The sequence below is a fragment of the Jeotgalibacillus haloalkalitolerans genome (assembly GCF_034427455.1).
In the GTDB taxonomy this organism is placed as follows: Bacteria; Bacillota; Bacilli; order Bacillales; family Jeotgalibacillaceae; genus Jeotgalibacillus; species Jeotgalibacillus haloalkalitolerans.
Map to the genome: position 1 here is coordinate 116,990 of NZ_JAXQNN010000006.1, position 24,906 is coordinate 141,895.

At 42.1% G+C, this 24,906-nt stretch carries 19 protein-coding genes and 1 riboswitch; of the genes, 7 read left to right on the top strand and 12 right to left on the bottom strand.

Annotated elements, in window-relative coordinates:
- Nucleotides 1-139: 139 nt before the first annotated feature.
- From UFB30_RS14590 to rlmD, 5 genes are all read right to left on the bottom strand, one after another.
- The gene (locus UFB30_RS14590; protein WP_322422435.1) at nucleotides 140-1,288 is read right to left on the bottom strand and encodes a NupC/NupG family nucleoside CNT transporter; all 1,149 of its coding nucleotides are present in this window, start codon (nucleotides 1,286-1,288) and stop codon (nucleotides 140-142) included.
- Between the two features lie 190 nt (nucleotides 1,289-1,478).
- A riboswitch (purine riboswitch) is annotated at nucleotides 1,479-1,580 on the bottom strand.
- 271 nt (nucleotides 1,581-1,851) lie between these two features.
- On the bottom strand, nucleotides 1,852-2,505 hold the full coding sequence (locus UFB30_RS14595; RefSeq protein WP_322422436.1) for a vWA domain-containing protein: 654 nt from the start codon (nucleotides 2,503-2,505) through the stop codon (nucleotides 1,852-1,854).
- A 130-nt stretch (nucleotides 2,506-2,635) separates the two neighbouring features.
- Nucleotides 2,636-3,643, bottom strand: coding sequence for a macro domain-containing protein (locus UFB30_RS14600; protein WP_322422437.1), 1,008 nt, complete (start codon nucleotides 3,641-3,643; stop codon nucleotides 2,636-2,638).
- Between the two features lie 196 nt (nucleotides 3,644-3,839).
- Nucleotides 3,840-4,835 (bottom strand): YcjF family protein, encoded by a 996-nt coding sequence (locus tag UFB30_RS14605; RefSeq protein ID WP_322422438.1) that lies wholly within the window; start codon nucleotides 4,833-4,835, stop codon nucleotides 3,840-3,842.
- A 258-nt stretch (nucleotides 4,836-5,093) separates the two neighbouring features.
- Nucleotides 5,094-6,473 carry a 23S rRNA (uracil(1939)-C(5))-methyltransferase RlmD gene (gene rlmD / locus UFB30_RS14610; RefSeq protein WP_322422439.1) on the bottom strand — a complete coding sequence of 460 codons (1,380 nt, stop codon included), beginning with the start codon at nucleotides 6,471-6,473 and terminating at the stop codon, nucleotides 5,094-5,096.
- Nucleotides 6,474-6,884: 411 nt separating this feature from the next.
- On the opposite strand from rlmD, the gene UFB30_RS14615 reads away from it, so the two are divergent.
- On the top strand, nucleotides 6,885-7,331 hold the full coding sequence (locus UFB30_RS14615; protein ID WP_322422440.1) for an NUDIX hydrolase: 447 nt from the start codon (nucleotides 6,885-6,887) through the stop codon (nucleotides 7,329-7,331).
- Between the two features lie 40 nt (nucleotides 7,332-7,371).
- On the opposite strand, the gene UFB30_RS14620 is transcribed toward UFB30_RS14615, so the two are convergent.
- From UFB30_RS14620 to UFB30_RS14645, 6 genes are all read right to left on the bottom strand, one after another.
- The gene (locus tag UFB30_RS14620) at nucleotides 7,372-8,352 is read right to left on the bottom strand and encodes a diacylglycerol kinase (RefSeq protein WP_322422476.1); all 981 of its coding nucleotides are present in this window, start codon (nucleotides 8,350-8,352) and stop codon (nucleotides 7,372-7,374) included.
- 113 nt (nucleotides 8,353-8,465) lie between these two features.
- The gene (locus UFB30_RS14625) at nucleotides 8,466-9,038 is read right to left on the bottom strand and encodes a thioredoxin family protein (RefSeq protein ID WP_322422441.1); all 573 of its coding nucleotides are present in this window, start codon (nucleotides 9,036-9,038) and stop codon (nucleotides 8,466-8,468) included.
- A 392-nt stretch (nucleotides 9,039-9,430) separates the two neighbouring features.
- Nucleotides 9,431-10,864, bottom strand: coding sequence for an Asp-tRNA(Asn)/Glu-tRNA(Gln) amidotransferase subunit GatB (gene gatB / locus UFB30_RS14630; RefSeq protein ID WP_322422442.1), 1,434 nt, complete (start codon nucleotides 10,862-10,864; stop codon nucleotides 9,431-9,433).
- 12 nt (nucleotides 10,865-10,876) lie between these two features.
- Nucleotides 10,877-12,328, bottom strand: coding sequence for an Asp-tRNA(Asn)/Glu-tRNA(Gln) amidotransferase subunit GatA (gene gatA, locus UFB30_RS14635; protein ID WP_322422443.1), 1,452 nt, complete (start codon nucleotides 12,326-12,328; stop codon nucleotides 10,877-10,879).
- 12 nt (nucleotides 12,329-12,340) lie between these two features.
- Nucleotides 12,341-12,631 carry an Asp-tRNA(Asn)/Glu-tRNA(Gln) amidotransferase subunit GatC gene (gene gatC / locus UFB30_RS14640; RefSeq protein ID WP_039807881.1) on the bottom strand — a complete coding sequence of 97 codons (291 nt, stop codon included), beginning with the start codon at nucleotides 12,629-12,631 and terminating at the stop codon, nucleotides 12,341-12,343.
- 168 nt (nucleotides 12,632-12,799) lie between these two features.
- The gene (locus UFB30_RS14645) at nucleotides 12,800-13,225 is read right to left on the bottom strand and encodes a YueI family protein (protein WP_322422444.1); all 426 of its coding nucleotides are present in this window, start codon (nucleotides 13,223-13,225) and stop codon (nucleotides 12,800-12,802) included.
- Between the two features lie 414 nt (nucleotides 13,226-13,639).
- Here UFB30_RS14645 and putP point away from each other — a divergent pair, with 414 nt between their 5' ends.
- From putP to UFB30_RS14675, 6 genes are all read left to right on the top strand, one after another.
- Entirely contained in the window at nucleotides 13,640-15,124 is a 1,485-nt protein-coding gene (putP, locus tag UFB30_RS14650) for a sodium/proline symporter PutP (protein ID WP_322422477.1), read from the top strand.
- Nucleotides 15,125-15,519: 395 nt separating this feature from the next.
- Nucleotides 15,520-17,385, top strand: a complete 1,866-nt coding sequence (glgB, locus tag UFB30_RS14655) for a 1,4-alpha-glucan branching enzyme (protein ID WP_435390897.1) — start codon at nucleotides 15,520-15,522, stop codon at nucleotides 17,383-17,385.
- Nucleotides 17,386-17,401: 16 nt separating this feature from the next.
- Nucleotides 17,402-18,559: a glucose-1-phosphate adenylyltransferase gene (locus UFB30_RS14660; RefSeq protein WP_322422446.1), complete on the top strand. Its 1,158-nt coding sequence runs from the start codon at nucleotides 17,402-17,404 to the stop codon at nucleotides 18,557-18,559.
- The gene (locus UFB30_RS14665) at nucleotides 18,556-19,581 is read left to right on the top strand and encodes a GlgC family sugar phosphate nucleotidyltransferase (protein ID WP_322422447.1); all 1,026 of its coding nucleotides are present in this window, start codon (nucleotides 18,556-18,558) and stop codon (nucleotides 19,579-19,581) included. The genes UFB30_RS14660 and UFB30_RS14665 overlap by 4 nt, the downstream gene beginning before the upstream one ends.
- Nucleotides 19,581-21,020: a glycogen synthase GlgA gene (gene glgA, locus UFB30_RS14670; RefSeq protein WP_322422448.1), complete on the top strand. Its 1,440-nt coding sequence runs from the start codon at nucleotides 19,581-19,583 to the stop codon at nucleotides 21,018-21,020. The genes UFB30_RS14665 and glgA overlap by 1 nt, the downstream gene beginning before the upstream one ends.
- A 3-nt stretch (nucleotides 21,021-21,023) precedes the next feature.
- Nucleotides 21,024-23,411: a glycogen/starch/alpha-glucan phosphorylase gene (locus UFB30_RS14675; protein WP_322422449.1), complete on the top strand. Its 2,388-nt coding sequence runs from the start codon at nucleotides 21,024-21,026 to the stop codon at nucleotides 23,409-23,411.
- Nucleotides 23,412-23,689: 278 nt separating this feature from the next.
- Here UFB30_RS14675 and UFB30_RS14680 read toward each other — a convergent pair whose 3' ends face one another.
- Nucleotides 23,690-24,904, bottom strand: coding sequence for a CamS family sex pheromone protein (locus UFB30_RS14680; protein WP_322422450.1), 1,215 nt, complete (start codon nucleotides 24,902-24,904; stop codon nucleotides 23,690-23,692).
- Nucleotides 24,905-24,906 lie beyond the last annotated feature (2 nt).

The following is a 24,906-nucleotide window of genomic DNA, read 5'->3' on the forward strand; positions in this document are numbered from 1 at the left end:
ATAAGAATCTAATCTTTCTTACCAGATAAGCCCTATCATGATTTTATATCAACTCGACATATAGAGCGACATTTAATCATGTTGATGACCGGTTTTCACCATAAATACAGTTCATATTGCATCCATTACCTTATGGTTCTTATAAAAAGATGCCAACAATAATCGCTGTAATAAAACTTGCCAGGGTGCCCGCCACAATGGCTTTAAAGCTTAATTTGGATACAGTCTTCTGCTGGCTAGGCTCGAGGGAACCTAATCCTACAATTAACTGTCCAATAGATGACAGGTTAGCAAAGTTACATAGCGCAACCGTTAAAATGGCTACTGTCTTTGGTGAAAGATCATCCATGATTGAAGACAGCTCGCTGAACGCGACAAACTCATTAACAGAGAGCTTAGTGCCGATAATAGATGCTGCTTTAAATGCTTCATCCATCGGAATCCCGATCAGTACCGCTAAAGGATAGAAGATATAGCCAAAAATAGTGGAAAGCTCTGTGTTCACCAGACCAAGCAGACCGTTAATCAGTGCCAGGATCCCGATAAAAGCAATCAGGAGTCCTCCAATATTGATGGCCAGCTTTGTACCGTTCAATGCACCATCTGCAATTGCTTCGAATACATTCGCATGCGTAGTTTTTCCTAACGAGATATCGCCATTTGTCTGGGATTCCTCTGTTTCAGGCTCCATCACTTTGGCAATGATGAGCGAAACAAGTGGCACACTGAAAACGGAAAGAAGCAGTAACTTCATATCTATTCCCATTAAAGAATACCCTATCAGTATTGCTCCACTTGCCGACGCGGTTCCGCCAACCATCACAGCAAAAACCTCTGATCGGGTCAATTTGATCAGATAAGGTTTGATCAACAGCGGGGCTTCCACCAGGCCTAAAAAGGAGTTGCCGATCGCATTGAACGATTCCACCTTAGTTGTACCTAAAATTTTTCCAAGTCCAATTCCGATATACTTTACAAACAATGGAATGATGCGTAAATAGTAGAGTGCAGAAATTAGCGCCGAAATAAAAACGATCGCACCGAGGACATTAATCGCGAAAACGAAAGTGATGTTGGTCCCTTCCTCATAAAAACCTCCGAAGACGAACATGATTCCCTCCGTGCTATAATCAATCACCTTCTGAACACCTAATGCCGCATTATTCAGCATGGCTTGTCCAAAAGGAACTTTCAAAACGAACAAAACAAGCAGGATTTCAAGGACAATCCCTATCATAACCGTGCGCCAATTAATCGCAGAGCGCTTGCTGCTCCATAACCACGCCAAAAACAGAACTCCGATTAAAGAAAATAAACCAAAAATAAAATTCAAAGCAATATACCTCCCAATGATGTGTACACTTCAATGATTGCTTATATTTTTATACGGTCGTATGATGTCAGACCACTTATAGGAAAAAATAAAAAAGTGTATGTGACTTTCTCCCAATATAAAGAAAGCCCCATACACTTTTCATGCATAGAATAACTTTCCTTATAGTCCGGCAATTTAAGGCTGCCAGGTAGAGACTGATGGTCCATATTACCATCGTTATATAAGGAACTCATATGAAGTTTGTTTTGACACTTTATCATAAGGAAGAACTTTTACACAATATGAAATCATAAAGATTATATATTGTGAAATTTCACACGATCAATGGGGATAGTCTCTATATTCCTCTCTTTAATTCATTACTCCACTCCATCGGTATGTTTTAACAATTTCCATACTAGTTAAAAAGCTTCGAAACCAGGAAAAAATCATTACCCGTTATCTATTTTAAAATTGGAAAAGGCAACCATATTGACAGAATTGTTCAAAGGACATGGAATTGAAAACTGGGAGTTTTAAAGTTGTTTTCTGCGCTGTTTAACATCTTTTCGAATTTCATCTAAGCAGCTTTCATCCATTACCCCTTCTTCCCGGAAAGATGCAGCTGCCTGTGACATTACTTTATAGTTTAGTTGTGTTCCCTCATGATCAGCGAGATAATTAATTGCTCTGTCGGATGATATTCCGTATCTTTCTGCAGTTTTTACTGCATCAAGGTTTGCTCCTAAAAAAATGAATTCCCAACCATGTTTTTCTTTCTGTTGTTTAATGAGTGTCTTAATATGATCAGCTGAATATTCACTGCTTGAATTTTCCTCTCCATCGGTAACGATGACAAACATCACTTTGTCTGCACGATCTTTACCATCAGAAAGCTTCTGTACACTGATCATCTTGTGTAAGCTTCTTCCGACAGCATCAAGAAGCGCTGTAGACCCACCAACCTGGTATTCTTTTTCAGTCATTGTATTTACTTTGCTAACACTTATGCGATCATGAAGAAGTTCATAATGATGATCAAATAAAACCGTTGTAATATTACACTCACCTTTAATCTTCTTCTGTTTTTCAAGCATTGAATTGTATCCGCCAATCGTATCAGATTCCAAGCCTCCCATTGATCCACTTTTATCAAGTATAAACACTAGTTCGGTTAAATCGTTTTTCATCTTAATATCCTCCTCAAGTCTTGTTATGACTTAAGGGTAACAAGTTTCTTTATAAAATTAGTCGCTTTGGAAGCGACATTTACTTTGTTTATTAATATAAATAACTGTAATTTATTCTGATATGTATTCTCTAAACTCCCAGAGTTGGTAAGTCGTATTCAAAAAGGACTTCATTAATTTCAAAAATATCGTACTTGCCGTTTTTAATAAAATATTCAATAACCACATCAAATTTTTGACTGCGAGACAATGCAAAACCGGCACGCCTTAAAAGATCATCTGTTTCATTAAGCGTTAACTCTAATCCAATTGCAAGCGCTATTGCGGTACGCTTGCTTGGTTCATAACCCTTACCTGCTCTGATTTTCGAGAATAGTCTTCTATCAAGATTGGCCCGCTTGTATACTTCAACATCTGTCTTTCCTTTAGAATCGATCAGTCTGATAATTGCAGTCGAGAATGGTTCATCCAGATTGTCGACAAAATCTTCTATAGGAGAGCGCATTGCATCTGCGATATCATCATAATTTAAATGACTTTCACTGAGCGTGTATAGATCCTTTTCCTCTACATCAAGCAATTCCCTCCTCTTAAGCGTTTGTTTCTCTACGTAATTTTCGTCAATGTAACTTTCCACAGATCCAAGCAACTCTTTGCTGATATTAAATGCAGATTTATCATAAATTACAAGCATGACACTGATATCATGATCAGCCAGAAATTCCTTAATTGCGTCAGTTGCCACCTGAAGCGCTTCGTTTTTCGGGTAACCATATATACCGCTTGAAATCAGGGGAAACGCCACACTTTCAAACTTATTTTCAACAGCGATTTTTAAAGAGTTAATGTATGCAGAGTGTAGATTACGTTTACTATTCTCTTTATCTGAGTGCCGATAGACCGGACCAGCTGCATGAATAATATAATTAGCAGGCAGATTAAATCCTTCAGTAATTACAGCCTCACCTGTCTGAATTGGAGCAAGTCTGTTACATGCCCCTTGAAGCTCCACCTCTCCTGCCGCTCTAAAAATGGCCCCGCAGACACCCCCTCCCATTTTCAGTGAAGTGTTAGCCGCATTTACAATAGCGTCAACCTCCAGTTTTGTGATGTCCTGTCTGATAATCGTAAAAGGCATGCTTTCATCTCTCCCCCACTTTGATCAGTTAATTCTTTTAGTTTGCAGCAGCTTTATTGGAATTTCCCAGTTTACCGCATACTTATTATTTCTTTGAATTTTTACTTCCATGAACACATTTATGATTATCTATTTTTACTTATAAATAACCAAAAGCAAGTGACAGCTCAATCACTCGCTTTTCTTTACTCATTATTTATTTATCCGGATTATAATTCCTAGTAAAATCTTTCAGAAATTCGACATCAACTTCAATATCATTTTCGTAAGCATATTTTAATCCATGTCCCAAAGCCAGTGTTAAACCTCCAGCCACTCCTGCACCTGCAACACTTCCAGCGCCAGGAACCACTTTTATTACTTGTCTAAATAAACTTTTACCTATATTCCCAGCTAAAGTGGCAATGATCAATTCTTTAGCTCTGTCTTTTGAAAGAGGCTTATTATAAATAGTAGCCAGTTTGACCATCAATGCTACTTGTATACCTGTTATTGGTACTATATCAGAGCCGGGAATTGGCGATGCTCCTACAGCTGCAGCAGAAGCTACTGCAGAATTGATCCACTTATTTGCGATTGAAGATTTTTCTCTTATGCTTTTTGCGAATAGAAGATCCTTTTTTTTTGTGGCTAAAATATTCACAATCTCTGCTTTTAATTGTTCAATATTTTGCCCAGTCTTTGATGAGATAGGTACAACTTTAAATTTTGAGTCAGAATGATTACGTACGTACTGTACTAGAGAATCTATATCTTCTGCAGCATCAATTTTATTGAGAATAAATAAAATATTTTTATTATGCTTCTTGATCAAACTGAAATACTTTTTCTCACCTTCAGAGAAAACGGTACCAGCAGCATTTAAAAAGAACAAAATGACATCTACTTCTTTAAAAAATTTTAATGTTTCCTCTGAATTCTTCTTTTCAATGTCGTCTAAACCAGGGGTATCAGCAAAAATGATATTTTCATTGTCTTGATATGTATATTTCTTGATTTCAGTCGTATATCCCGGCATCGAGCCGGTAGGTGCACACTCATACCCGACTATTTGATTAATTGTAGAGGACTTACCCGTGTTTATATCCCCTACCATAGCGAAAATAATACTTTCTTCTAATTGTTCACTGGAGTTTTTCATCTCTTCTTCAAATTTCCTATCAAATTCTTCTTCATCAAAAAAATTAACCATAATGATCACTCCAATTCATTTTAATTTTAAGCATGATGGATTTGAAGCTTCAGATTCTTTTACAACTATGAAATAGTTAATAACTGATTCCGATTAATTTTATCTAAGTCAACTTTCTAACAAAGCCAGTTTGATTTAATTTTTAAAAGTTCTTCTTAAATATACATTAACAGTTAATGGAACACCTATTAAAATGATAAAACATATAAAAACACAGGTACCCTTAAATTAAGAGCTACCTGTGTTAATCACAATTTCTTATTCCTTTATTTCAAGCCAAGCCACACACTCAACATGACTCGTCTGAGGAAACATATCAACTGGCTGCACTTCCTGCGTCTTATATCCACCGTCTTCCAAAATGCGAAGGTCTCTCGCAAGCGTCGCAGGGTTACATGATACATACACGATACGTTTCGGTTTCATCGCAAGCATCGTATCAAGCAGTGCCTGATCACAGCCTTTTCTTGGCGGATCCACAACAATGACATCAGCCTGATTACCTTTTTTGTGCCATGCAGGAATGACTTCTTCAGCAGGACCCGCTTCAAATTCTGTATTTGTAAAACCATTCAGCTCAGCATTTGCTTTCGCGTCTTCAATTGCCTGTTTGACAATCTCAACGCCAAACACTTTTTTCGCTTTCTGCGCTAAAAAGAGTGAAATCGTTCCAATGCCGCAATATGCATCAATCACCGATTCCTCCCCTGTCAGCTGCGCATATTCCAGTGCTTTCTGATACAGCACCTCTGTCTGCACAGGGTTGATCTGATAAAAACTGCGTGCTGAAATCGCAAACTTCACTTCACCAATTGAATCGTAGATGACATCACTGCCCCAGATTGTCTGCCCCTTGTTTCCAAGAATCACATTTGTACGCTGATCATTAATGTTATGAACAATTGATTTCAGACCCGGTACTTTTTCACGCAATACAGCCGTTAAGTCCTCAGCGTGAGGCAGGTGCTTCGTTCTTGTTACCAGCACAACCATTACTTCACCAGAAGTCCTGCCGTATCTTACTACCACATGACGCAGCACACCTTTATGGCGTTCTTCATCATAAGGCTGTATACCAAAGCGGTCCGCTTCTTCCTTGACGATATTCATCACACGATCGCTGATTTCCTCCTGGATCAGACACACATCCGTATCAACAATCCGGTGGCTTCTCGTCGCGTAAAAGCCTGCAATAACACGTCCGCTCTCAGTGCCCACAGGAATCTGACTCTTATTCCGGTAGCGCCACGGATCTTCCATACCCAGTGTCGGGTGAACCGGGACATCTTTGATTTTTCCAATCCGCTCTAGCACATCCCGCACCTGCTTCTGTTTTGCAGCAAGCTGTCCCTCATAGCTGAAATGCTGCAGCTGACAACCGCCGCATCTGTCATACACAGGGCAAGGTGGTTCTGTTCTATGCTCACTGACAGACTCAAGTTCAATTAGCTTTCCAAAACCGAAATTTTTCGTCGTTTTCAGTACTTTTACTTTTACCAATTCATCAGGGAGGGTTAATGGAATAAACAGCGGATACCCGTCCACTTTTCCAACACCATGCCCCTCATGAGTTAAATCCTCTATTGTCACTGTTACAATATCATTTTTCTTAACAGGTAATGCCTGCTTTTTCGTCATTATTTATCGCCCTCTTCGTTAGAATCGCTGCCCATTATTGTAGCATATATTATCCCTTCTTACCCGTATACTTAAAATAACAGTTAACTTCAGAATGGCATCTTAACTGGACCTTCTAGTGGCGAACGGAGACTCCTGCGGAAAAACGATCTGGAAAGACCCCGGAAGGCAGCGCTCTTCTGTCTGGCCTAAGCGTTCGTCCCGCAGAAAGCACAGTTCTCCACGGAAAGGTTCTGCGTTTCTAAGTGAAGCATTTCTTTATTTAAAGAAGAAACCCCTTATAGGTTTAACCATAACCTATAAGGGGTATATATTAAATTACCCAAATAACCTTGATTTTTTGATTATTGGTGTGTAGAATAGAGAAACTATTCTTTTTATTCAAAAAATTCTAACTAAGGAGGAAGCGATATGGGACAGATCGTAAAACAAAAAGTACTTGCGTATATTACGCGGGAGAATGATGGCAAGACTGAACTGCTTGTCTTTTCCCATAAGGACCATCCACAAGCTGGCCTCCAGGTACCTGGTGGCGGCGTTGAAGACGATGAACTGCTGATTGATGCACTTTATCGCGAAATTGAAGAAGAAACCGGCTTGAAGAGAGACGAACTTCAATTACAGGGTAAACTCCATAAACAGATGTATTATTCAGAGGATCGCTCAAAGTATTATGAGCGTAATTACTTCCACCTTGCATTGAAGCGTCCTGTGGAAAATGAGTGGGATTATACAGTGGAAAGTGACGGCAAAGATGATGGACTGAGGTTCCATTTTGAATGGCGTCCGATCGAAGAAGCTTCTAAGCTTGCAGCTGATATGGATAATGCAGTGGACTGGCTGGAGCAGATTCAATAATCGATAAATGCCTGACGGGTTATAAGCCGTCAGGCATTTTTTATTGGTCGCTTCTGATCTCATCTTCTTCGTCAATCAGACTGTTCTTTAATACCACATTCTGATCCTCATCCACACGGTCTTCTTTGCGCAGCTTATCAAGTGGTGCACATACATTCAGATGACGGTACAGGTTCTGGAACTCTGCGGGCAGTAACCCGCCAAACTCTCCATCAAGATTCAGCTGAACCGTTTCATTTGAAGTCACTTTAATATGATTTGCTTTTACATATTCAAGATGCGGATCATGCAGATGCTCTCCGCGAAGTGCGAGTGAGATAACGCGGATTGTTTCAGCCATATTGGTTTTCTTCAGGAACATCAGCGTGAATAACCCGTCATTAATCGAAGAGTCCGGTGCCAGTTTTTCGAATCCGCCGACTGAGTTTGTCAGCCCGATCAAAAACAGCATAACCTCTCCCTCAAACACTTTTCCGTCATATTCAATCCGGACATTTGTCGGTTTGAATGATGGCAGCATTTCAATGCCTTTTAAGTAATAAGCCAGCTGACCAAGCACTGTTTTCAACTTACTTGGCACTTCATAAGTCAGTTCAGTCAATCGGCCGCCGCCGGCAATATTAATAAAATATTTATCATTCATTCTGCCAACATCAACAGGAATCGTATCACCTTTTATAATAATATCCACCGCATCCTCAATATCTCTCGGAATATGAAGCGCGCGTGCAAAATCGTTTGTCGTGCCCATTGGAATGAGTCCTAAAGTTGGACGGTTCGGCTTTTCAGCAAGTCCATTTACGACTTCATTGAGCGTGCCATCCCCGCCTGAAGCAATGATCAGGTCAAAGCCGCGCTCAGCAGCCGCTGCTGCCGCAGCTGACGCATCACCAGCGCATGTTGTGGCATGACAGGATGTTTCGTAACCTGCCTGTTCTAATTTCATTAATACTTCAGGTAAGTGCCTTCTGAAAATCTCACGTCCTGAAGTCGGATTATAAATAATTCTAGCTCGTTTCATCATATTCAGCCTGCCTTTTATAAATTAAGCATACTATAAAATTATAATCACATTTCATTGTATGTAAACAAAAAAGAATAAGCCCTGAAGTCAGGCTTACTCTCATCATACCTTTATTTAACGGATTTTACCATAGTCAGCTTGCTTTTCAGTTCCTCGTATACTTCTGACCAGAAATCTTCTCTCTCTGTATAAGCGGCTGTCAGCTGTTTAATCATCAGCTGCTGGCCATCTTTAAATGCGGGATCCTCTTTTGCCGGAAGATTTGATCTGGCTTCATCCACAAAGGCTTGAACTTTATCAGCTCTCGGTCCCCACTTCGCAACTTCATTTCCATCCTGATCGATAAAGATAAAAATCGGGATGGCTCTTGATTTACCGTTTGTTAAATACTGATCCATCAACTCCAGATTGCTGTCTCTCAGAATAAATCTCACATCAATACCTGAACGTTCAGCCATTTTAAGGAGAATCGGGTTATTCATCATTGCATCTCCGCACCAGTCTTCTGTAATCACAATCGCACGCAGGTTCTGATCCTTCAGCTGTTCCAGAAATGTGTCATTCTCTGCCGGTACAGAAAATTGTTCATATACTTTCGCCATATTTTCCTTATGAGATTCCATCTGATGCTGATACGCTTCAGCAGTCAGTCCTTTTACAAACCATTCGTTTAAGTTTGTCATGTTGATCACCTCGACTTTCAGGATCTCATAGTTGGATTTTTAATTCGAGTGAATTGCCTGAGGAATGTTCCGGAGTCTGGATATAGGTGTAATGCCCGGACGGTGGAAAATCGGAAAAGGTGAGGTAATAATTTCTGGAGCTGATTGAATCATTTCAAAAGATGATGGAATAATCCAACGCTAACAGGCCGCTGAAAGAATTCATCTGATTGCTGATAGAATTAAGTCCAAAGCTGATCGATAAATTTAAAAAGCTGCATGAATTCCCTCCTGTATGGGCCACACGTCAGCGCATTGCTATTAACTCCGCCGCACATAACACTCATCATCCAAACGCTACACGCCAAAAAAAAGAAACGCACCACAAAAGTGCGCTTCTCCCAAAACTAACATTATCGCTTCTTAATCTCCTGCATCAGCAGCTTATTAACCATCGGCGGGTTAGCCTGTCCCTTCGATGCCTTCATAATCTGACCAACTAAGAAACCAATTGCGCGGTCCTTACCATTTTTGAAATCTTCAATTGACTGCGGGTTGTTATCAAGTGCTTCCGTAACAAAACCAAGCAGCTGACCTTCATCAGAAATCTGTACAAGACCTTTTTCTTTTACAATCTTGTTAGGATCTCCGCCTTTTTCAATCAGTTCCTTGAAGACTTTTTTCGCGATTTTAGATGAAATTGTGCCATCTTCAATCAGCTTGATCATGCCTGCAAGGCCCTGAGGCGTCAGTGCAGTATCTTCAAGCTCTTTTTGCTCAGCGTTCAGATATGCAGATACTTCACCCATCAGCCAGTTCGAAGCAAGCTTTGCATCAGCACCCTGCTCAAGTGTCAGCTCAAAGAAATCAGACATTTCTTTTGTGAGCGTCAGTACCATGGCATCGTATGCAGGCAGACCAAGGTCTTCTACATAGCGCTTTTTACGTGCATCCGGAAGCTCAGGGATCGTTTTACGTACGCTTTCCTTCCACTCTTCATCGATTACCATTGATACAAGATCAGGTTCCGGGAAGTAGCGGTAGTCATCAGAGCCTTCTTTTACACGCATTAATAGCGTCTTGCCGGTAGACTCGTCAAAGCGGCGTGATTCCTGCTGGATTGATCCACCTGAAAGCAGCACTTCTTCCTGGCGCTTTTCTTCAAACTCAAGGCCTTTTTTAACAAAGTTGAATGAGTTCAGGTTTTTCAGTTCAGTTTTTGTACCGAATTCTTCCTGTCCAACCGGACGAAGTGAGATGTTTGCATCACAGCGAAGTGATCCTTCTTCCATTTTACAGTCAGAAACGCCAGTGTACTGAATGATTGATTTGATTTTTTCAAGGTATGCGTATGCTTCCGCCGGTGTTCTCAGGTCCGGCTCAGATACGATTTCAATTAGTGGTGTACCCTGACGGTTGTAGTCGACAAGTGAATAGCCTTTGTCTGTATGCGTCAGTTTACCTGCGTCTTCCTCAAGGTGAAGACGTGTAATACCGATTTTCTTTTTGTAGCCGTCTACTTCAATTTCAATCCATCCGTGTTCACCGATTGGCTGATCAAATTGTGAAATCTGATACGCTTTCGGGTTATCCGGATAGAAATAGTTTTTACGGTCAAATTTTGTATGCTCAGCAATTTCACAGTTCAGTGCCATTGCTGCCTTCATTCCCCAGTCAACTGCGCGTCTGTTGATGACAGGCAGTACGCCCGGGTAGCCAAGGTCTACAACATTTGTATTTGTGTTCGGCTCCGCACCGAAATGCGCAGGTGCAGGAGAGAACATTTTTGAATCAGTCTTTAACTCTACGTGTACTTCAAGTCCAATAATCGTTTCAAAGTTTGTCATGTCTTCTCCCTCCTACAGTTCCGGCTTCATGTTGTGATTTGCTGCCTGTTCGTATGCATGCGCCACACGGTATACAGTGCTTTCATCAAAGTGTTTTCCGATGATCTGAAGACCAAGTGGAAGCCCGCCCTCAGAAAGTCCAGCAGGCACAGAAATGCCCGGTACACCTGCAAGGTTCACAGGGATTGTCAGAATATCATTTGCATACATTGTCAGCGGATCATCAATCTGCTCGCCGATCTTAAATGCAGGAGTTGGTGTTGTAGGTCCTACGATGACATCATAGTCCTCAAACACTTTTTCAAAGTCCTGTTTGATTAATGTACGTACTTTTTGAGCCTTTTTATAGTAAGCATCATAGTAGCCTGAGCTTAGCGCATAAGTTCCAAGCATGATACGGCGTTTTACCTCATCGCCAAAGCCTTCTGCACGCGTCTTTTTATAAAGGTCAATCAGGTTTTCCGCATTTTCAGCACGGTAGCCATAACGGATGCCGTCAAAACGCGCAAGGTTCGCTGACGCTTCTGAAGAAGACAGCAGGTAATAAGTTGCCACACCATATTTTGAATGTGGAAGTGATACTTCATCAATTGTTGCACCAAGTCCTTCAAGTACTTTAAGCGCTTCACGGACAGACTGGCGCACTTCTTCACTGACGCCTTCACCCAGGTATTCCTTAGGTACAGCGACCTTCAGTCCTTTAATATCCCCAGTCAGTGCACTGCGGTATTTAGGTACATCAACATTAGCAGATGTTGAATCGTTCGGGTCAAGTCCTGCGATTGCTTCCAGCAGGTAGGCGTTATCTTCTACATTCGTTGTAATTGGTCCAATCTGATCAAGTGAAGATGCAAATGCAATCAAACCAAAACGTGATACACGGCCGTATGTTGGCTTAAGACCAACCACACCACAGAATGAAGCCGGCTGACGGATTGATCCGCCTGTATCAGATCCAAGTGAAAATGGTACCTCTCCGGCTGCAACTGCTGCTGCAGAGCCGCCTGAAGAACCGCCTGGTACAGTGTCCAGGTTCCACGGGTTTCTCGTTTTAGCAAAGTGGGAGTTCTCTGTTGAAGATCCCATTGCAAATTCATCCATGTTCAGCTTTCCGATTGTGATCGCGTCAGCTGCATGAAGCTTGTCTGCAACAGTTGCATTGTAAATCGGGTCGAAGTTTCCAAGGATTTTACTCGCTGCTGTAGTACGAAGTTCCTTTGTAACGATATTGTCTTTCACACCGATCGGCATTCCATAAAGAAGACCTTCATCAGTGCCCATTTTATTCTGAAGTTCTTCAGCACGTGCAAGTGCACGTTCTTCATCCAGTGTCAGGAAGGCTTGTACCTTTCCATCTACTTCTTCAATTCGCTTATATGATTCACGGACAAGATCAGCAATTGTAATCTCTTTTTTATGTAAAAGATCATGCAGATCAGCCAGTTTGTGATCGAATAAAGACATCTTTTTGCCCTCCTACTCTAAAATCGTCGGCACCTTCACCTGTCCATCCTGGTGATCCGGTGCATTTTTTAATACTTGCTCCCGCGGCAGCCCGTCAACAGGCTTATCTTCACGCAAAATGTTCTTCATATCGAGCACATGCGTTGTTGGTTCAACATTTTCTGTATCAAGTTCATTCAGCTGCTCAGCGAATGTGATGATTGAGCCAAGCTGGTCTGCAAATTTCTCAGCTTCCTGCTCATCAATATTCAGTCTTGCTAAATGAGCTACGTGTTTTACTTCTTCTTTTGTAATTTTCGTCATTGTGACTCACCTCCGTGTATGTTCGAACACTCACAATACTGTTTATCATACCAAAAAGGCAGGGTTTCAGGCAACTTTACCTGAAGGACCCTGCCGATCAGCACTATCAATTTTTGCATATGCTGTACGTAATACCCAGATCATCCATATTAAAATAGAAGAAACACATTATGAGCGAAACAGCCGGTCCCAGAAAGACGGAGCCGCGCCGTTATCAGCATGCCTTTTCGGAAGCGTAACCTCTTGTTTATCCACAGCTTCTGTATGTGAAAGAACAAGCCCGTATTCAGAGTTGTGTTCCTTATTGGTTACGACCTGATACGATACTTTGTAGCGGTCAGCCAATTGAATATATTTTGATAAGAATCGGTAATTCATATTTCCATTCAGGAACATTTTCAGATTACGGTGCTTTTTAATAGCCTGCTCAATCTCAGGGTACACATCTGATTCGCGCACCTGGTTTTGAAGCAGTACAAATTCCACCCGTTCCCTGATTGATGTTAAAAATATTCTTCTTTCATCCGGCAAAGTTTCTCTGGCACCATATATTCCTTCCTGAATATAATCATCAACACTCTTTCCCTGTGCCATACTCTCACCCTTTCTTTTATCATATAACCATTGTACAAAATATCTCTTTTCAGGTCATCTATTTGTGCATCAATTCACATATTATTCCTTTTTTACCCTCCATTTCAGGATGTTTATTCCATTCGCAAACATTTATATATCAACGTTTCAGGTGATTTTACTTGCCAATTTTTCTGTTTTCAGATTAGAATAAAGTATGTTTAAATTTTCAGAATTATTTTACTTTAATCTTTTCAAAATCGCGCTCTATCCCTTGTGCTTAATAGGATGACAGCGATTTGTGCCGGTATGACGCAGTTTATATCACTTGAACAGCGGTTATTTATTTGTTAGGTTATTCAACTGTAAGCGTCATGAAACAATTGACACAAAAAATTCATTTTACAAGGAGGAGATTTGGTGGAAGCTGTAGAGATTGGCTTTGAGGTTTATATATCTCTCGCATTATATTTCATCGGTATGCTGGCGATCGGCTATTATGCTTATAAAAAATCGACCGGCAATTTATCAGAGTACATGCTGGGTGGCAGAACGCTCGGGCCGGGTGTTACTGCATTATCAGCCGGCGCATCTGACATGAGTGGGTGGATGCTCTTAGGTCTACCAGGCTCGATCTATGTATCCGGACTCTCGGGCATGTGGATTGCGGTTGGTTTATCCATTGGAGCGTATTTAAATTATCTTTTAGTTGCACCTCGTTTAAGAACTTATACGGAAGTGGCAAACGATTCAATTACAATTCCTGACTTTTTCGAGAATCGCTTTGTAGATGATACAAAGATTTTGCGTTTCGTATCCGCAATTGTCATCATTATTTTCTTCACTGTTTATACATCTTCAGGTATGGTTTCTGGTGGAGTATTATTTGAAAGTGCATTTGGTATGGATTACACACTTGGTCTATTTGTAACTGCAGGGGTTGTCCTTGCATATACTTTATTCGGTGGTTTCCTGGCAGTTAGTATCACTGACTTTGTACAGGGTGTCATCATGTTCGTAGCACTTATTCTTGTACCAATTGTTGCTTTTATGGAGCTTGGCGGAGTCGGACCTACGTTCGATACATTGAACGGTATTGATCCTCAGCTGACTTCATTCTTTGAAGGGACAACATTCCTAGGATTTATAGGTCTGATGGCATGGGGTCTTGGTTACTTCGGTCAGCCGCACATCATCGTCCGCTTTATGGCGATCCGTGATGTTAAGTCACTTAAGAGTGCGCGCCGTATCGGTATGACATGGATGATTGTTGCGATCATTGGTGCACTATTTACTGGTTTAACTGGTGTTGCTTACATTGAAAATACTGGAGGAGAACTTGCAAATCCTGAAACAATCTTTGTCTTCTTCTCACAGGTATTGTTCCATCCATTAATTTCAGGTTTCTTACTAGCTGCGATTCTGGCAGCAATCATGAGTACGGTATCTTCTCAGCTGCTTGTAACATCAAGTGCGCTGACAGAGGATTTCTACAACACATTCCTGAAGCGCAGTGCTTCTGATAAAGAACTTGTACTTGTAGGACGTATCTCAGTACTATTAGTCGCTTTAATCGCGATCATTCTATCACTTGATTCTGACAGTACGATTCTTGATATCGTAAGTAACGCATGGGCAGGTTTCGGTTCTGCGTTTGGTCCTGCGATCCTGCTTTCACTTTACTGGAAGCGTATGACTCGCTGGGGCGCTCTTGCAGGTATGCTTACCGGTGCAATTACGGTTATCCTTTGGGTATACGTATTTGGACTGAGCGGATGGTTGTATGAAATGATCCCAGGCTTTATCCTGAGTACGATTGCAATCATTGTTGTCAGCCTGATGTCAGCTAACTCTCGTGAACCTGTACGTGAAGGTTATGACAAGTTCGAAAAAGTACATGAAGTAGAAAAGAATAAATAATATTCACCTAGCAGCGGCTGGTCAAATCGACCAGCCGCTTTTTTATGCATCAAAAGACAGAGCATTTATTCGAATGATATTGACCTTCAGTTCACTCCCCTGCTTTGTACACCCAAAAGATAAACACGAGACGAGCCAAATCTACCAATTTAAACTAAATCATCAATGCAAGTTTCAACACAATTGATTCAGGGAAAATTATGCAGTATTGAGTGAGCCTCTTCCAGTAATTGATTAAATTTTCCGTTTTCATTCAAAATCCAGGTTAAAAGTCATGATTGCAAGCGCTTACTTCTGAATTTTCTAAATTTTTATCGAATTTTAGACAAAACAAGGAGTTTTATATGGTAATGTTGAAATTGTATAGACGAATTTATTGAGAAAGGATGGCGCGCATGGATCATACAATTAGTGATTTTGACATACACCTTTTCCATGAAGGTACACTTTATAATTCACACGCTATTTTTGGCGCACATCTGGTTAAACAGAAAAAGAAGGTGACCGGAACACGTTTTACTGTGTGGGCACCGCATGCAAAGTCAGTCTCTGTCACTGGCAGCTTCACTGACTGGGAGCCAGGCAAATATGAAATGACCCGGGTTAATAATGAAGGAATCTGGACTTGTTTCATTGATCAGGATTTAGAAGGATCGCTTTACAAATACGCGATTACCACAGCTGGCGGCGACCTGATTATGAAGTCTGACCCCTACGCTTTCCACTCTGAACTGCGCCCACAGACGGCTTCTGTTGTTTATGACCTATCGGGGTATAAGTGGGGCGATCAGCTTTATCGCCAGCGTGTCAGAAAAAGAAGACCAATCTATGAAAGACCACTTGCTATATATGAACTTCACCTGAATTCGTGGAAGCAAAAAGAAGATGGTTCTTACCTTACATACAGAGAATATGCGGATGAGTTAATTCCTTATGTAAAGGAAAGAGGGTTCACCCATATTGAACTGCTTCCATTAACTGAACACCCGCTGGATGCTTCATGGGGATATCAGGGGACTGGCTACTTCTCCCCTACCAGCCGGTTTGGCACACCTCATGACCTGATGTATTTCATTGACCGCTGTCATCAGGAGGATATCGGTGTCCTGCTTGACTGGGTTCCGGGACATTTTTGTAAGGATTCTCACGGTCTGTATATGTTTGACGGACAGCCTTTATATGAATATGATTCATTCAATGATCGGGAAAACCTTGAGTGGGGCACGGCAAACTTCAACCTCGCAAAAGGTGAAGTCAGAAGCTTCCTGATCTCTAACGCATTATACTGGATGAACTTTTTCAGAATAGATGGACTGAGAGTGGACGCAGTTGCAAATATTATTTACTGGGCTAATAGTGAACCTGAAACCGCCAATCCTTATGCAACAGAATTTCTTCAGGAATTAAATAAAGCGGTGTTTAACGAAAACCCGCGCTTTCTGATGATGGCTGAGGATTCCACTGACTGGCCGGGTGTCACAAAACCCGTTCATGAAGGCGGACTCGGATTTAATTATAAATGGAATATGGGCTGGATGAATGATCTCCTTGATTACATGGAGTACCCGCCATTTGAACGCAGACATCATCATCACAAGCTGACATTCTCACTTGTTTATGCTTATTCCGAAAACTATATTCTGCCACTTTCACATGATGAAGTGGTACACGGTAAGCGCTCTCTTCTTCACAAGATGCCGGGTGAATATTGGGAAAAGTTTGCTCAGTGGCGTCTGCTGCTCAGCTACCTGATCACACACCCCGGTAAAAAGCTGTTGTTTATGGGTGCAGAATTTGCTCAGTTTGATGAATGGAAATATGTACAAGGTCTTGACTGGTTCCTGAAAGATTACGATTCACATGCCCAGTCAGACGTTTTTACTAAAGAATTAATGAATTTCTATCAGGCTCATAAGGCTTTACATGAGTTTGATCATGATCCGCAGGGCTTTGAGTGGATTGATGCAGATAATGCAGAACAGAGTATTTATTCATTTGTCAGAAGAGGCAAGCGAAAGAGCGACACGCTGATGGTGATTTGTAACTTCACTAATGTCAGCTATGACCATTTCCGGATTGGTGCCCCATTTGAAGGAAAGTGGGAAGAAGTGTTTTCAAGTGACAGGCAGGACTTCGGTGGAACAAATCATGTAAACCAGACAGCGTTGACTGAAGAAAATCCGATTCACAACAGAAAGCAGTCTCTTGATATTAAGATCCCACCGCTTGGCATCACCATTTGGAAGCCGGCAAAAAAATAAAGAGGAGTGTGACATGATGGTTAAGAAAAAATGTGTAGCGATGTTACTGGCAGGAGGACAAGGAAGCCGCCTTCATTCCCTTACAACGAAAATTGCCAAGCCGGCAGTACCTTTCGGAGGTAAGTACCGGATTATCGATTTCACACTGAGTAATTGCACGAATTCAGGTATTCATACAGTAGGTGTTCTCACGCAGTATCAGCCTCTGGTTCTTAATTCTTATATCGGAATCGGAAGTGCCTGGGACCTTGACCGACGCAACGGCGGTGTTACCGTGCTCCCTCCTTACACTGAAGCAAGCGGTGTGAAATGGTACAGCGGAACTGCAAATGCCATCTATCAGAATCTGAATTATATTGAACAGTATGACCCTGAATATGTACTTGTTCTATCGGGTGACCATATTTATAAAATGGATTATTCAAAAATGCTTGATTATCACATCCAGAACGAAGCTGAAGCAACGATTTCAGTTATTGAAGTGCCATGGGATGAGGCAAGCCGCTTCGGGATCATGAATACAAATGATGATCTGGAGATTCTTGAATTTGATGAAAAACCGGCAGAACCTAAGAATAACCTTGCATCAATGGGCATCTACATTTTCAACTGGAAGTCTCTCCAGAAGTATCTTGATCAGGATAACCTGAATGAAAATTCTTCACACGATTTTGGTAAAGACATTATTCCTCTATTCCTGAACGAAGGAAAACGCTTGATGGCGTATCCATTTGAAGGCTACTGGAAGGATGTTGGTACGGTAAAGAGTCTGTGGGAAGCAAACATGGATCTTCTAAAAGAGAATCCGGGTCTGAACCTGTTTGATCACTCATGGAGAATTTATTCCAGAAACCCGAATCAGCCGCCGCAGTATCTTGCGACGACTTCAGAGGTAACGGATTCTCTCATTAATGAAGGCTGTGTAATTGAGGGTAAAGTCTCTCATTCAGTCATTTTCCAGGGCGTTTCTGTTGGGGAGCATGCTGATATTCACGAGTCAGTCATTATGCCTGATGCTGTAATTGGAAAGAACGTAACGATCAAACGCGCTATTGTTCCTGGAGATCTTGAAGTACCTGATGGCGTGACCATCACTCCGGAAAATGGAGATGAGGATATTATTCTTGTTACAAAAGAACTCGTTGAGAAGCTGAGAAAGGATGTGACGGCATGAGTCGTTTATTAGGAGTTATTGATGCAGCCACTGTGATGGGCGGACTTCAGGATCTTACTTTGAACCGCTCAGTTGCCTCTATTCCTTTTGCAGGGCGCTATCGTTTTATCGATTTTGTATTATCAAATATGGTGAATTCAGGCGTAGACAGCGTCGCGATTTTTCCAAAGCACCAGTACCGCTCATTAATGGATCATATCGGTTCAGGTAAAAACTGGGATATGGATAGAAAGAGAGATGGTCTCTTCTTTTTCCCTCCTTACTTTGAACCGAATGAAACCACGAGCATCGGCTCGTTTTCAAGACTTGAACAGCATATTGAATTTTTCAAGCGCAGTCATCAGGACTACGTAGTGATCGCGAGCAGCTATGTCATTGCGAATATTGACTTTGAAGAAGCATTAGCTGAACACTTAATCCATGATTATGATATTACAGAGGTTCAGCATAATGGGAAATCCCTTGAGATGTATGTAATCAGCAAAGCCCTGCTCATTGAACTGATTGAAGCAAGACGCCGCTCACAGTTCATCAGTGTATCAGATGTTGTGAAGCAGCCGCTTCATAACTATAAGATTGGTGCATATGAGCATAAGGATTATACAGCGATCATTGATTCGATCCCTGCTTACCTGAAGCATTCAATGGACCTGCTGCGTCATGATGTATGGAGCCAGCTCTTTACACAGGAGCGCCCGATTTATACAAAGGTAAAGGATGAGCCGCCAACCAAATACAGCTCTACTGCTCAGGTGCGTAACGCGATGATTGCCAACGGTGCTGATATCCGCGGAACCATTGAGAACAGTATTGTTTCAAGAGCTGCGAAGATTGGTGAAGGATCATTGGTTAAAAATTGTGTTGTCATGCAGAAGTCACAAATCGGTAAAAACTGTTCTTTAGAATACGTTATTTTGGATAAAGACGTGAAAGTGCTTGATGGCACCTCATTAAAGGGAACAGCTGAACAGCCGCTTGTACTTCGCAAAGGCAGCGTGCGTGAAGCGGCGGTGGTGCAGTAATGAAGGTATTGTTTGCGGTATCTGAATGTGCACCATTTGCAAAATCAGGAGGCCTCGGCGATGTCGCCGGGGCTCTTCCTAAAGAATTAATTAAAATGGGAGCAGATGTCCGTGTGATGCTTCCGAAATATTCTACGATCTCTGATGAACTCCTCACTAAAGCTAAAAAGATTAAAACGTTTTATGTCAATGTCGGCTGGAGACGTCAGTATTGCGGAATTGAAACACTGAAGCATGACGGCGTTACATACTACCTGCTCGATAATGAGTTTTATTTTAAACGGAATGCCTTATACGGTGATTTTGATGATGGCGAACGCTTTGCATTTTTCAGCCGGGCCGTGCTTGACGCACTTCCGCTAATTCCATTTAAGCCGGACGTGATTCACGCTCATGACTGGCATACCGGAATGGTTCCTTTCTTACTTGACCGTCAATACAGAACTTATCCTTTTTATAAAAATATTAAAACGGTTTTTACGATTCATAACCTGCAGTTTCAGGGGCTGTTTCCTGAAAGCGTGCTGGGTGATTTGCTGAATCTGGATCATCAGTATTTTACTTCCGGGGAGCTTGAGTTCTACGGCGCTGTCAGCTTTATGAAAGGCGCCCTGTTAAGCGCGAATGCACTGACTACGGTAAGTCCGACTTATAAAGATGAAATCCAGACGCCTTTCTTCGGTGAAAAGCTGGATGGTCTTTTGCGTGATCAGTCGTTCAAACTGAGCGGCATTCTTAACGGAATTGATACGGATTCCTATCACCCGGAAAAAGACACCTATATTGAGAAGCCGTACTCTTTTAAAACGATTAAAGATAAAAAAATCAATAAAGCAGCACTGCAAAAAGAGTTCAATCTTCCTGTATCTGAACATGTACCAATCGTTGCGATGGTCACCAGACTGACGGAACAAAAAGGTCTGTCCCTTGTAAAACGTGTGATGCACGAGTTACTGAACGAACAGAATATGCAGCTGATTGTACTCGGCAGCGGTGACCATGAATTTGAGAGTTACTTTAATTATCTGGCAAGCGCATACCCTGAAAAGACGGGCGTCTATATCGGATTCAGTGAAGCACTTGCCCACCGGATCTATGCGGGAGCAGATTTCTTCCTGATGCCTTCTCTGTTTGAACCATGCGGGCTGAGCCAGCTGATTTCACTGCAGTACGGGACAATCCCGATTGCCCGTGAAACAGGCGGATTGAACGATACAGTCCATTCCTGGCACGAAACGGAGCATACAGGCAACGGATTCACTTTTAATGCATACAATGCACATGATATGAAGCATACTGTTGAACGTGCCCTGGCACATTTCAACGACAAAAAGATCTGGTCAAAATTACAGAAAAACGCGATGTCAGGCGATTACAGCTGGGCGCGTTCTGCTAAAGAATATTATGACCTTTATGAAAGACTTCAAGGGAGGAAATAATGCATGTTCCAGAATAAAAGAGCATTTAAAGCAGCCTTTTTACAGCGGCTTGAACAATCAAGCGGTTTATCATTTGAACATTCTACCCCGCAGCACCAGTATCAGACACTGGGAATGATGGTGCGGGAATACGTCAGTACGAACTGGATTGCTTCGAATGAAGACTCCCGTAAAGGCGACCATAAGGAAGTCTATTATTTATCAATTGAGTTCCTTCTTGGCAGGCTGCTTGTCAGCTCTTTAGTGAACCTTGGAGTAAAAGATCTTGTGGAAGACGGTCTGACTGATCTGGGGATTAACCTCAGTGATCTTGAGGATGCTGAAGCTGATGCCGGACTTGGAAATGGCGGTTTAGGCCGACTTGCTGCGTGCTTCCTTGATTCGATGGCCTCACTCTCTATGGCAGGACATGGACATGGTATCCGTTATAAGCACGGTCTGTTTGAACAGCGAATTGTAAACGGTTATCAGGTTGAGCTTCCGGAACAATGGCTGCGTAACGGGAACGTGTGGGAAGTAAGAAAAACTGACCTTGCTGTTGAAGTCCCTTACTGGGGCGAAGTGAAATGGACAGAAAAAAATGGTCAGATGATTTTTACCCATGAAAAAGCAGAAACCGTTCTTGCTGTCCCTTATGATATGCCTGTCATCGGCTATGATACAGACCGTGTCAATACGCTGCGCCTTTGGGGAGCGGAGCCTGCAAAGCACTTCCCTCCTCACAAGGATTATATGCATTATAAACGTGACACGGAGCAGATCTCTGAGTTCCTTTATCCGGATGACATGTCTGACGAAGGAAAGATCCTCAGATTAAAGCAGCAGTATTTCCTTGTGAGAGCAAGTCTTGAGAGCATTCTCCGTGATTACAAAGAAGATCACGCTGACCTGACTGAGCTGCACGAGCATGTGGCGATTCATATCAATGATACTCACCCTGCCCTTGCAATCCCTGAGCTGATGAGAATCCTGATGGACGAGGAAGGAATGGGATGGGAAGAAGCGTGGAGTATCGTAACAGAAACGATTTCTTACACGAACCATACCATCTTATCTGAGGCGCTTGAAAAATGGTCCATCGACCTGTTCAGACCGCTCTTCCCACGGATTTATCTGATCATTGAAGAGATCAACAGAAGATTCTGTGAGGAGCTTTGGGAAGCCTATCCCGGCGACTGGGACCGCATTGAATCAATGGCAGTCATTGCCCATGGCTTTGTAAAAATGGCGCACCTGTCGATCGTCGGCAGCCACAGTATTAACGGCGTAGCCAGACTGCATACAGAAATACTTAAAATGCGTGAAATGAAGAACTTTCATGAATTTTATCCTGACCGTTTTAACAATAAAACAAACGGGATTACTCACAGAAGATGGCTCCTTCAGGCAAACCCTGAACTGACAAATGCGATCAACAATGCAATTGGAACGGACTGGATCAAGGATACAAGTAAACTGAATGAGCTGGTGAAGTTTGCTGAAGATGCTTCATTCCAGGATGAAGTGGATCAGATTAAGCATGATAAAAAACGTATTCTTGCAGACCTGATTCATGAAAAGAACGGAATCAAAGTAAATCCTGATTCTATTTTTGATGTACAGATTAAAAGACTTCATGCATATAAAAGACAGCTGTTAAACATTATGCACGTGATGCACCTGTATAACAGAATGAAAGAAGACAGCTCGTTCAAGCCACACCCGCAGACATTTATTTTCGGAGCAAAAGCGGCACCTGGTTATCATTATGCAAAAAAGGTTATCAAACTGATTCATTCAGTTGCGGCCCTTGTGAATCATGATCCAGTATCGAAGGATTATCTAACTGTTGTTTTCCTTGAAAACTACAGAGTATCACTTGCAGAAAAGATTATTCCGGCTACAAATATCAGCGAACAGATCTCTACTGCCAGTAAGGAAGCTTCCGGAACCGGTAATATGAAATTCATGATGAACGGCGCGCTGACACTGGGGACACTGGACGGTGCCAATGTGGAAATCGAAGAGCTGACGGGTCCTGAGCATATCTTTATTTTCGGTCTGACTGCCCAGGAAGTCATGAAGTATGAAAAGCACGGCGGTTATCATTCCTATGATTACTATCATGGAGATCCAAGAATTAAAAAAATCATTGATCAGCTCACTTCCGGCTTTTTCCCGGATACCTTCTATGATTTTGAAATGATTGCTGATTCTCTTTTGATGGAAAATGATCAGTATTTCCTGCTGAAGGACTTTGACGCTTATGTCCGCGCCCAGGAGCTTACATCTTCAGCGTACCAGGACAGAAAGCGCTGGCTGACTTCAAGTATCCATAATATTGCACGCTCCGGCTACTTTTCAAGCGACCGGACAATACAGCAGTATGCGGATGAGATTTGGAATTTATAGTGATAAAAAAAAGGGTGAGACAACTTTATGTCTCACCCTTTTACCGTTCCGCTGCGCTTCAGGCGGACGCTTTCCGGACGGTTGTTGCTGAGCCTCCTCAGCCTGCGGCTTGCGGGGTCTCAGCTTCCAACTAATCGTCCCGGAGTCGCCACCTTACGCTCCGCTGCACTCCAATAAATCTTATCATTTATTTCCAGCAGCTTTTTCTATTATCAAATCACTGCTTGCCTGGAAAGCCTCCCGCCTGAAGCGGAAATCACCGGTTTATTATGCGTCACCTACTGCTCATAAATATGAACAAACGGCTCTGTATCATCAGGCTCTTTAATGATCAATGCTTCGGGTCCATTTATTGATGTGATGCTGACTTCAATATCAAAGTATTCCGGGAACAAATCTATTAATCTTCCGGCAATATACTGAGTAAAGCCGACAATTTCTGATTTCCCATAAAACTGAATTGGAATATCAATCTGCAATTGTGCCAGCTGGTCACCGCGGTAAAGACCTGTCCCAATGACACTATTAAAGTTAGGGAAATACGTTTCAATGTCCTGTTTGAAGTTCAGGAACGCTGTCTCATCATCCCTGTAATTATCTCTTGCTTCTTGTGAGGGGAACAAAACATAGTTTTCATTCATTTCATTCCAGCTACCAAGCTCATTACTGCCGCCATCTGCTGTTGCGTATCCAAAGAAGTTACCCGGAATCACTGTGCTTGTAGGCTCCTGCTTAAATAAAGCAACAGTAATCGGTACTTCTGCAAGCTCTGCCTTTTCAGGATCATTGGCTCCGATCTCACGGATACGTGAAACGACTTCTGCTGCCATCGCCTGACCTTCTTCTTCAAGCCTGCTTTGAGGAATATTTTCTTCAAATGTCGGACCAAAAGGATCGCCATCATTGTTATAGTAATACACTGAGTTCATCGCAAGACCAATGACGATACCACCCAGCCTTACTTTTGATTCATCCTCAGCTGATTTGACGAAATAGTTATGCTCAAGGATATGCGCTAAATAGATCGGACTTCTCTCTGCTCTTTCTGCACGGGTTCCTTCTCCATTATCAACAGGGTTCAAACCGATATTTTCTTCAGGTTCCATATCATATTCTGCAAGCTGTTCGTCTGTAAATTCACGGTTTAACCAGCTTGAGATTGTATCACTCTCCAGGAATTGTCCTGCCTGAAAGAAATACTCTTCAGGTGAAAAATTCTGCTGGGCCACACGCATTAAGCCATTTTCAAACTCAGCTATATCGTAATTTGTATTCAGATTGTTAACGACCATCCCTCTAGATGGTGATGCTTCGTATGGGAGCAATGTCCGGTAGTATTCATCAGATATCTGGAAATTAGGGATAATGACCGTCTGCTCTTCACTGTTCTCCGGGGCATTTTCCTGCACAACTTCATCTTCCTGCTGAAAAGACGGCGTACAGCCGCTCATCAGCAGTGCAGTACCCGTCGCAGCGGCTAACCATTTTTTCATGT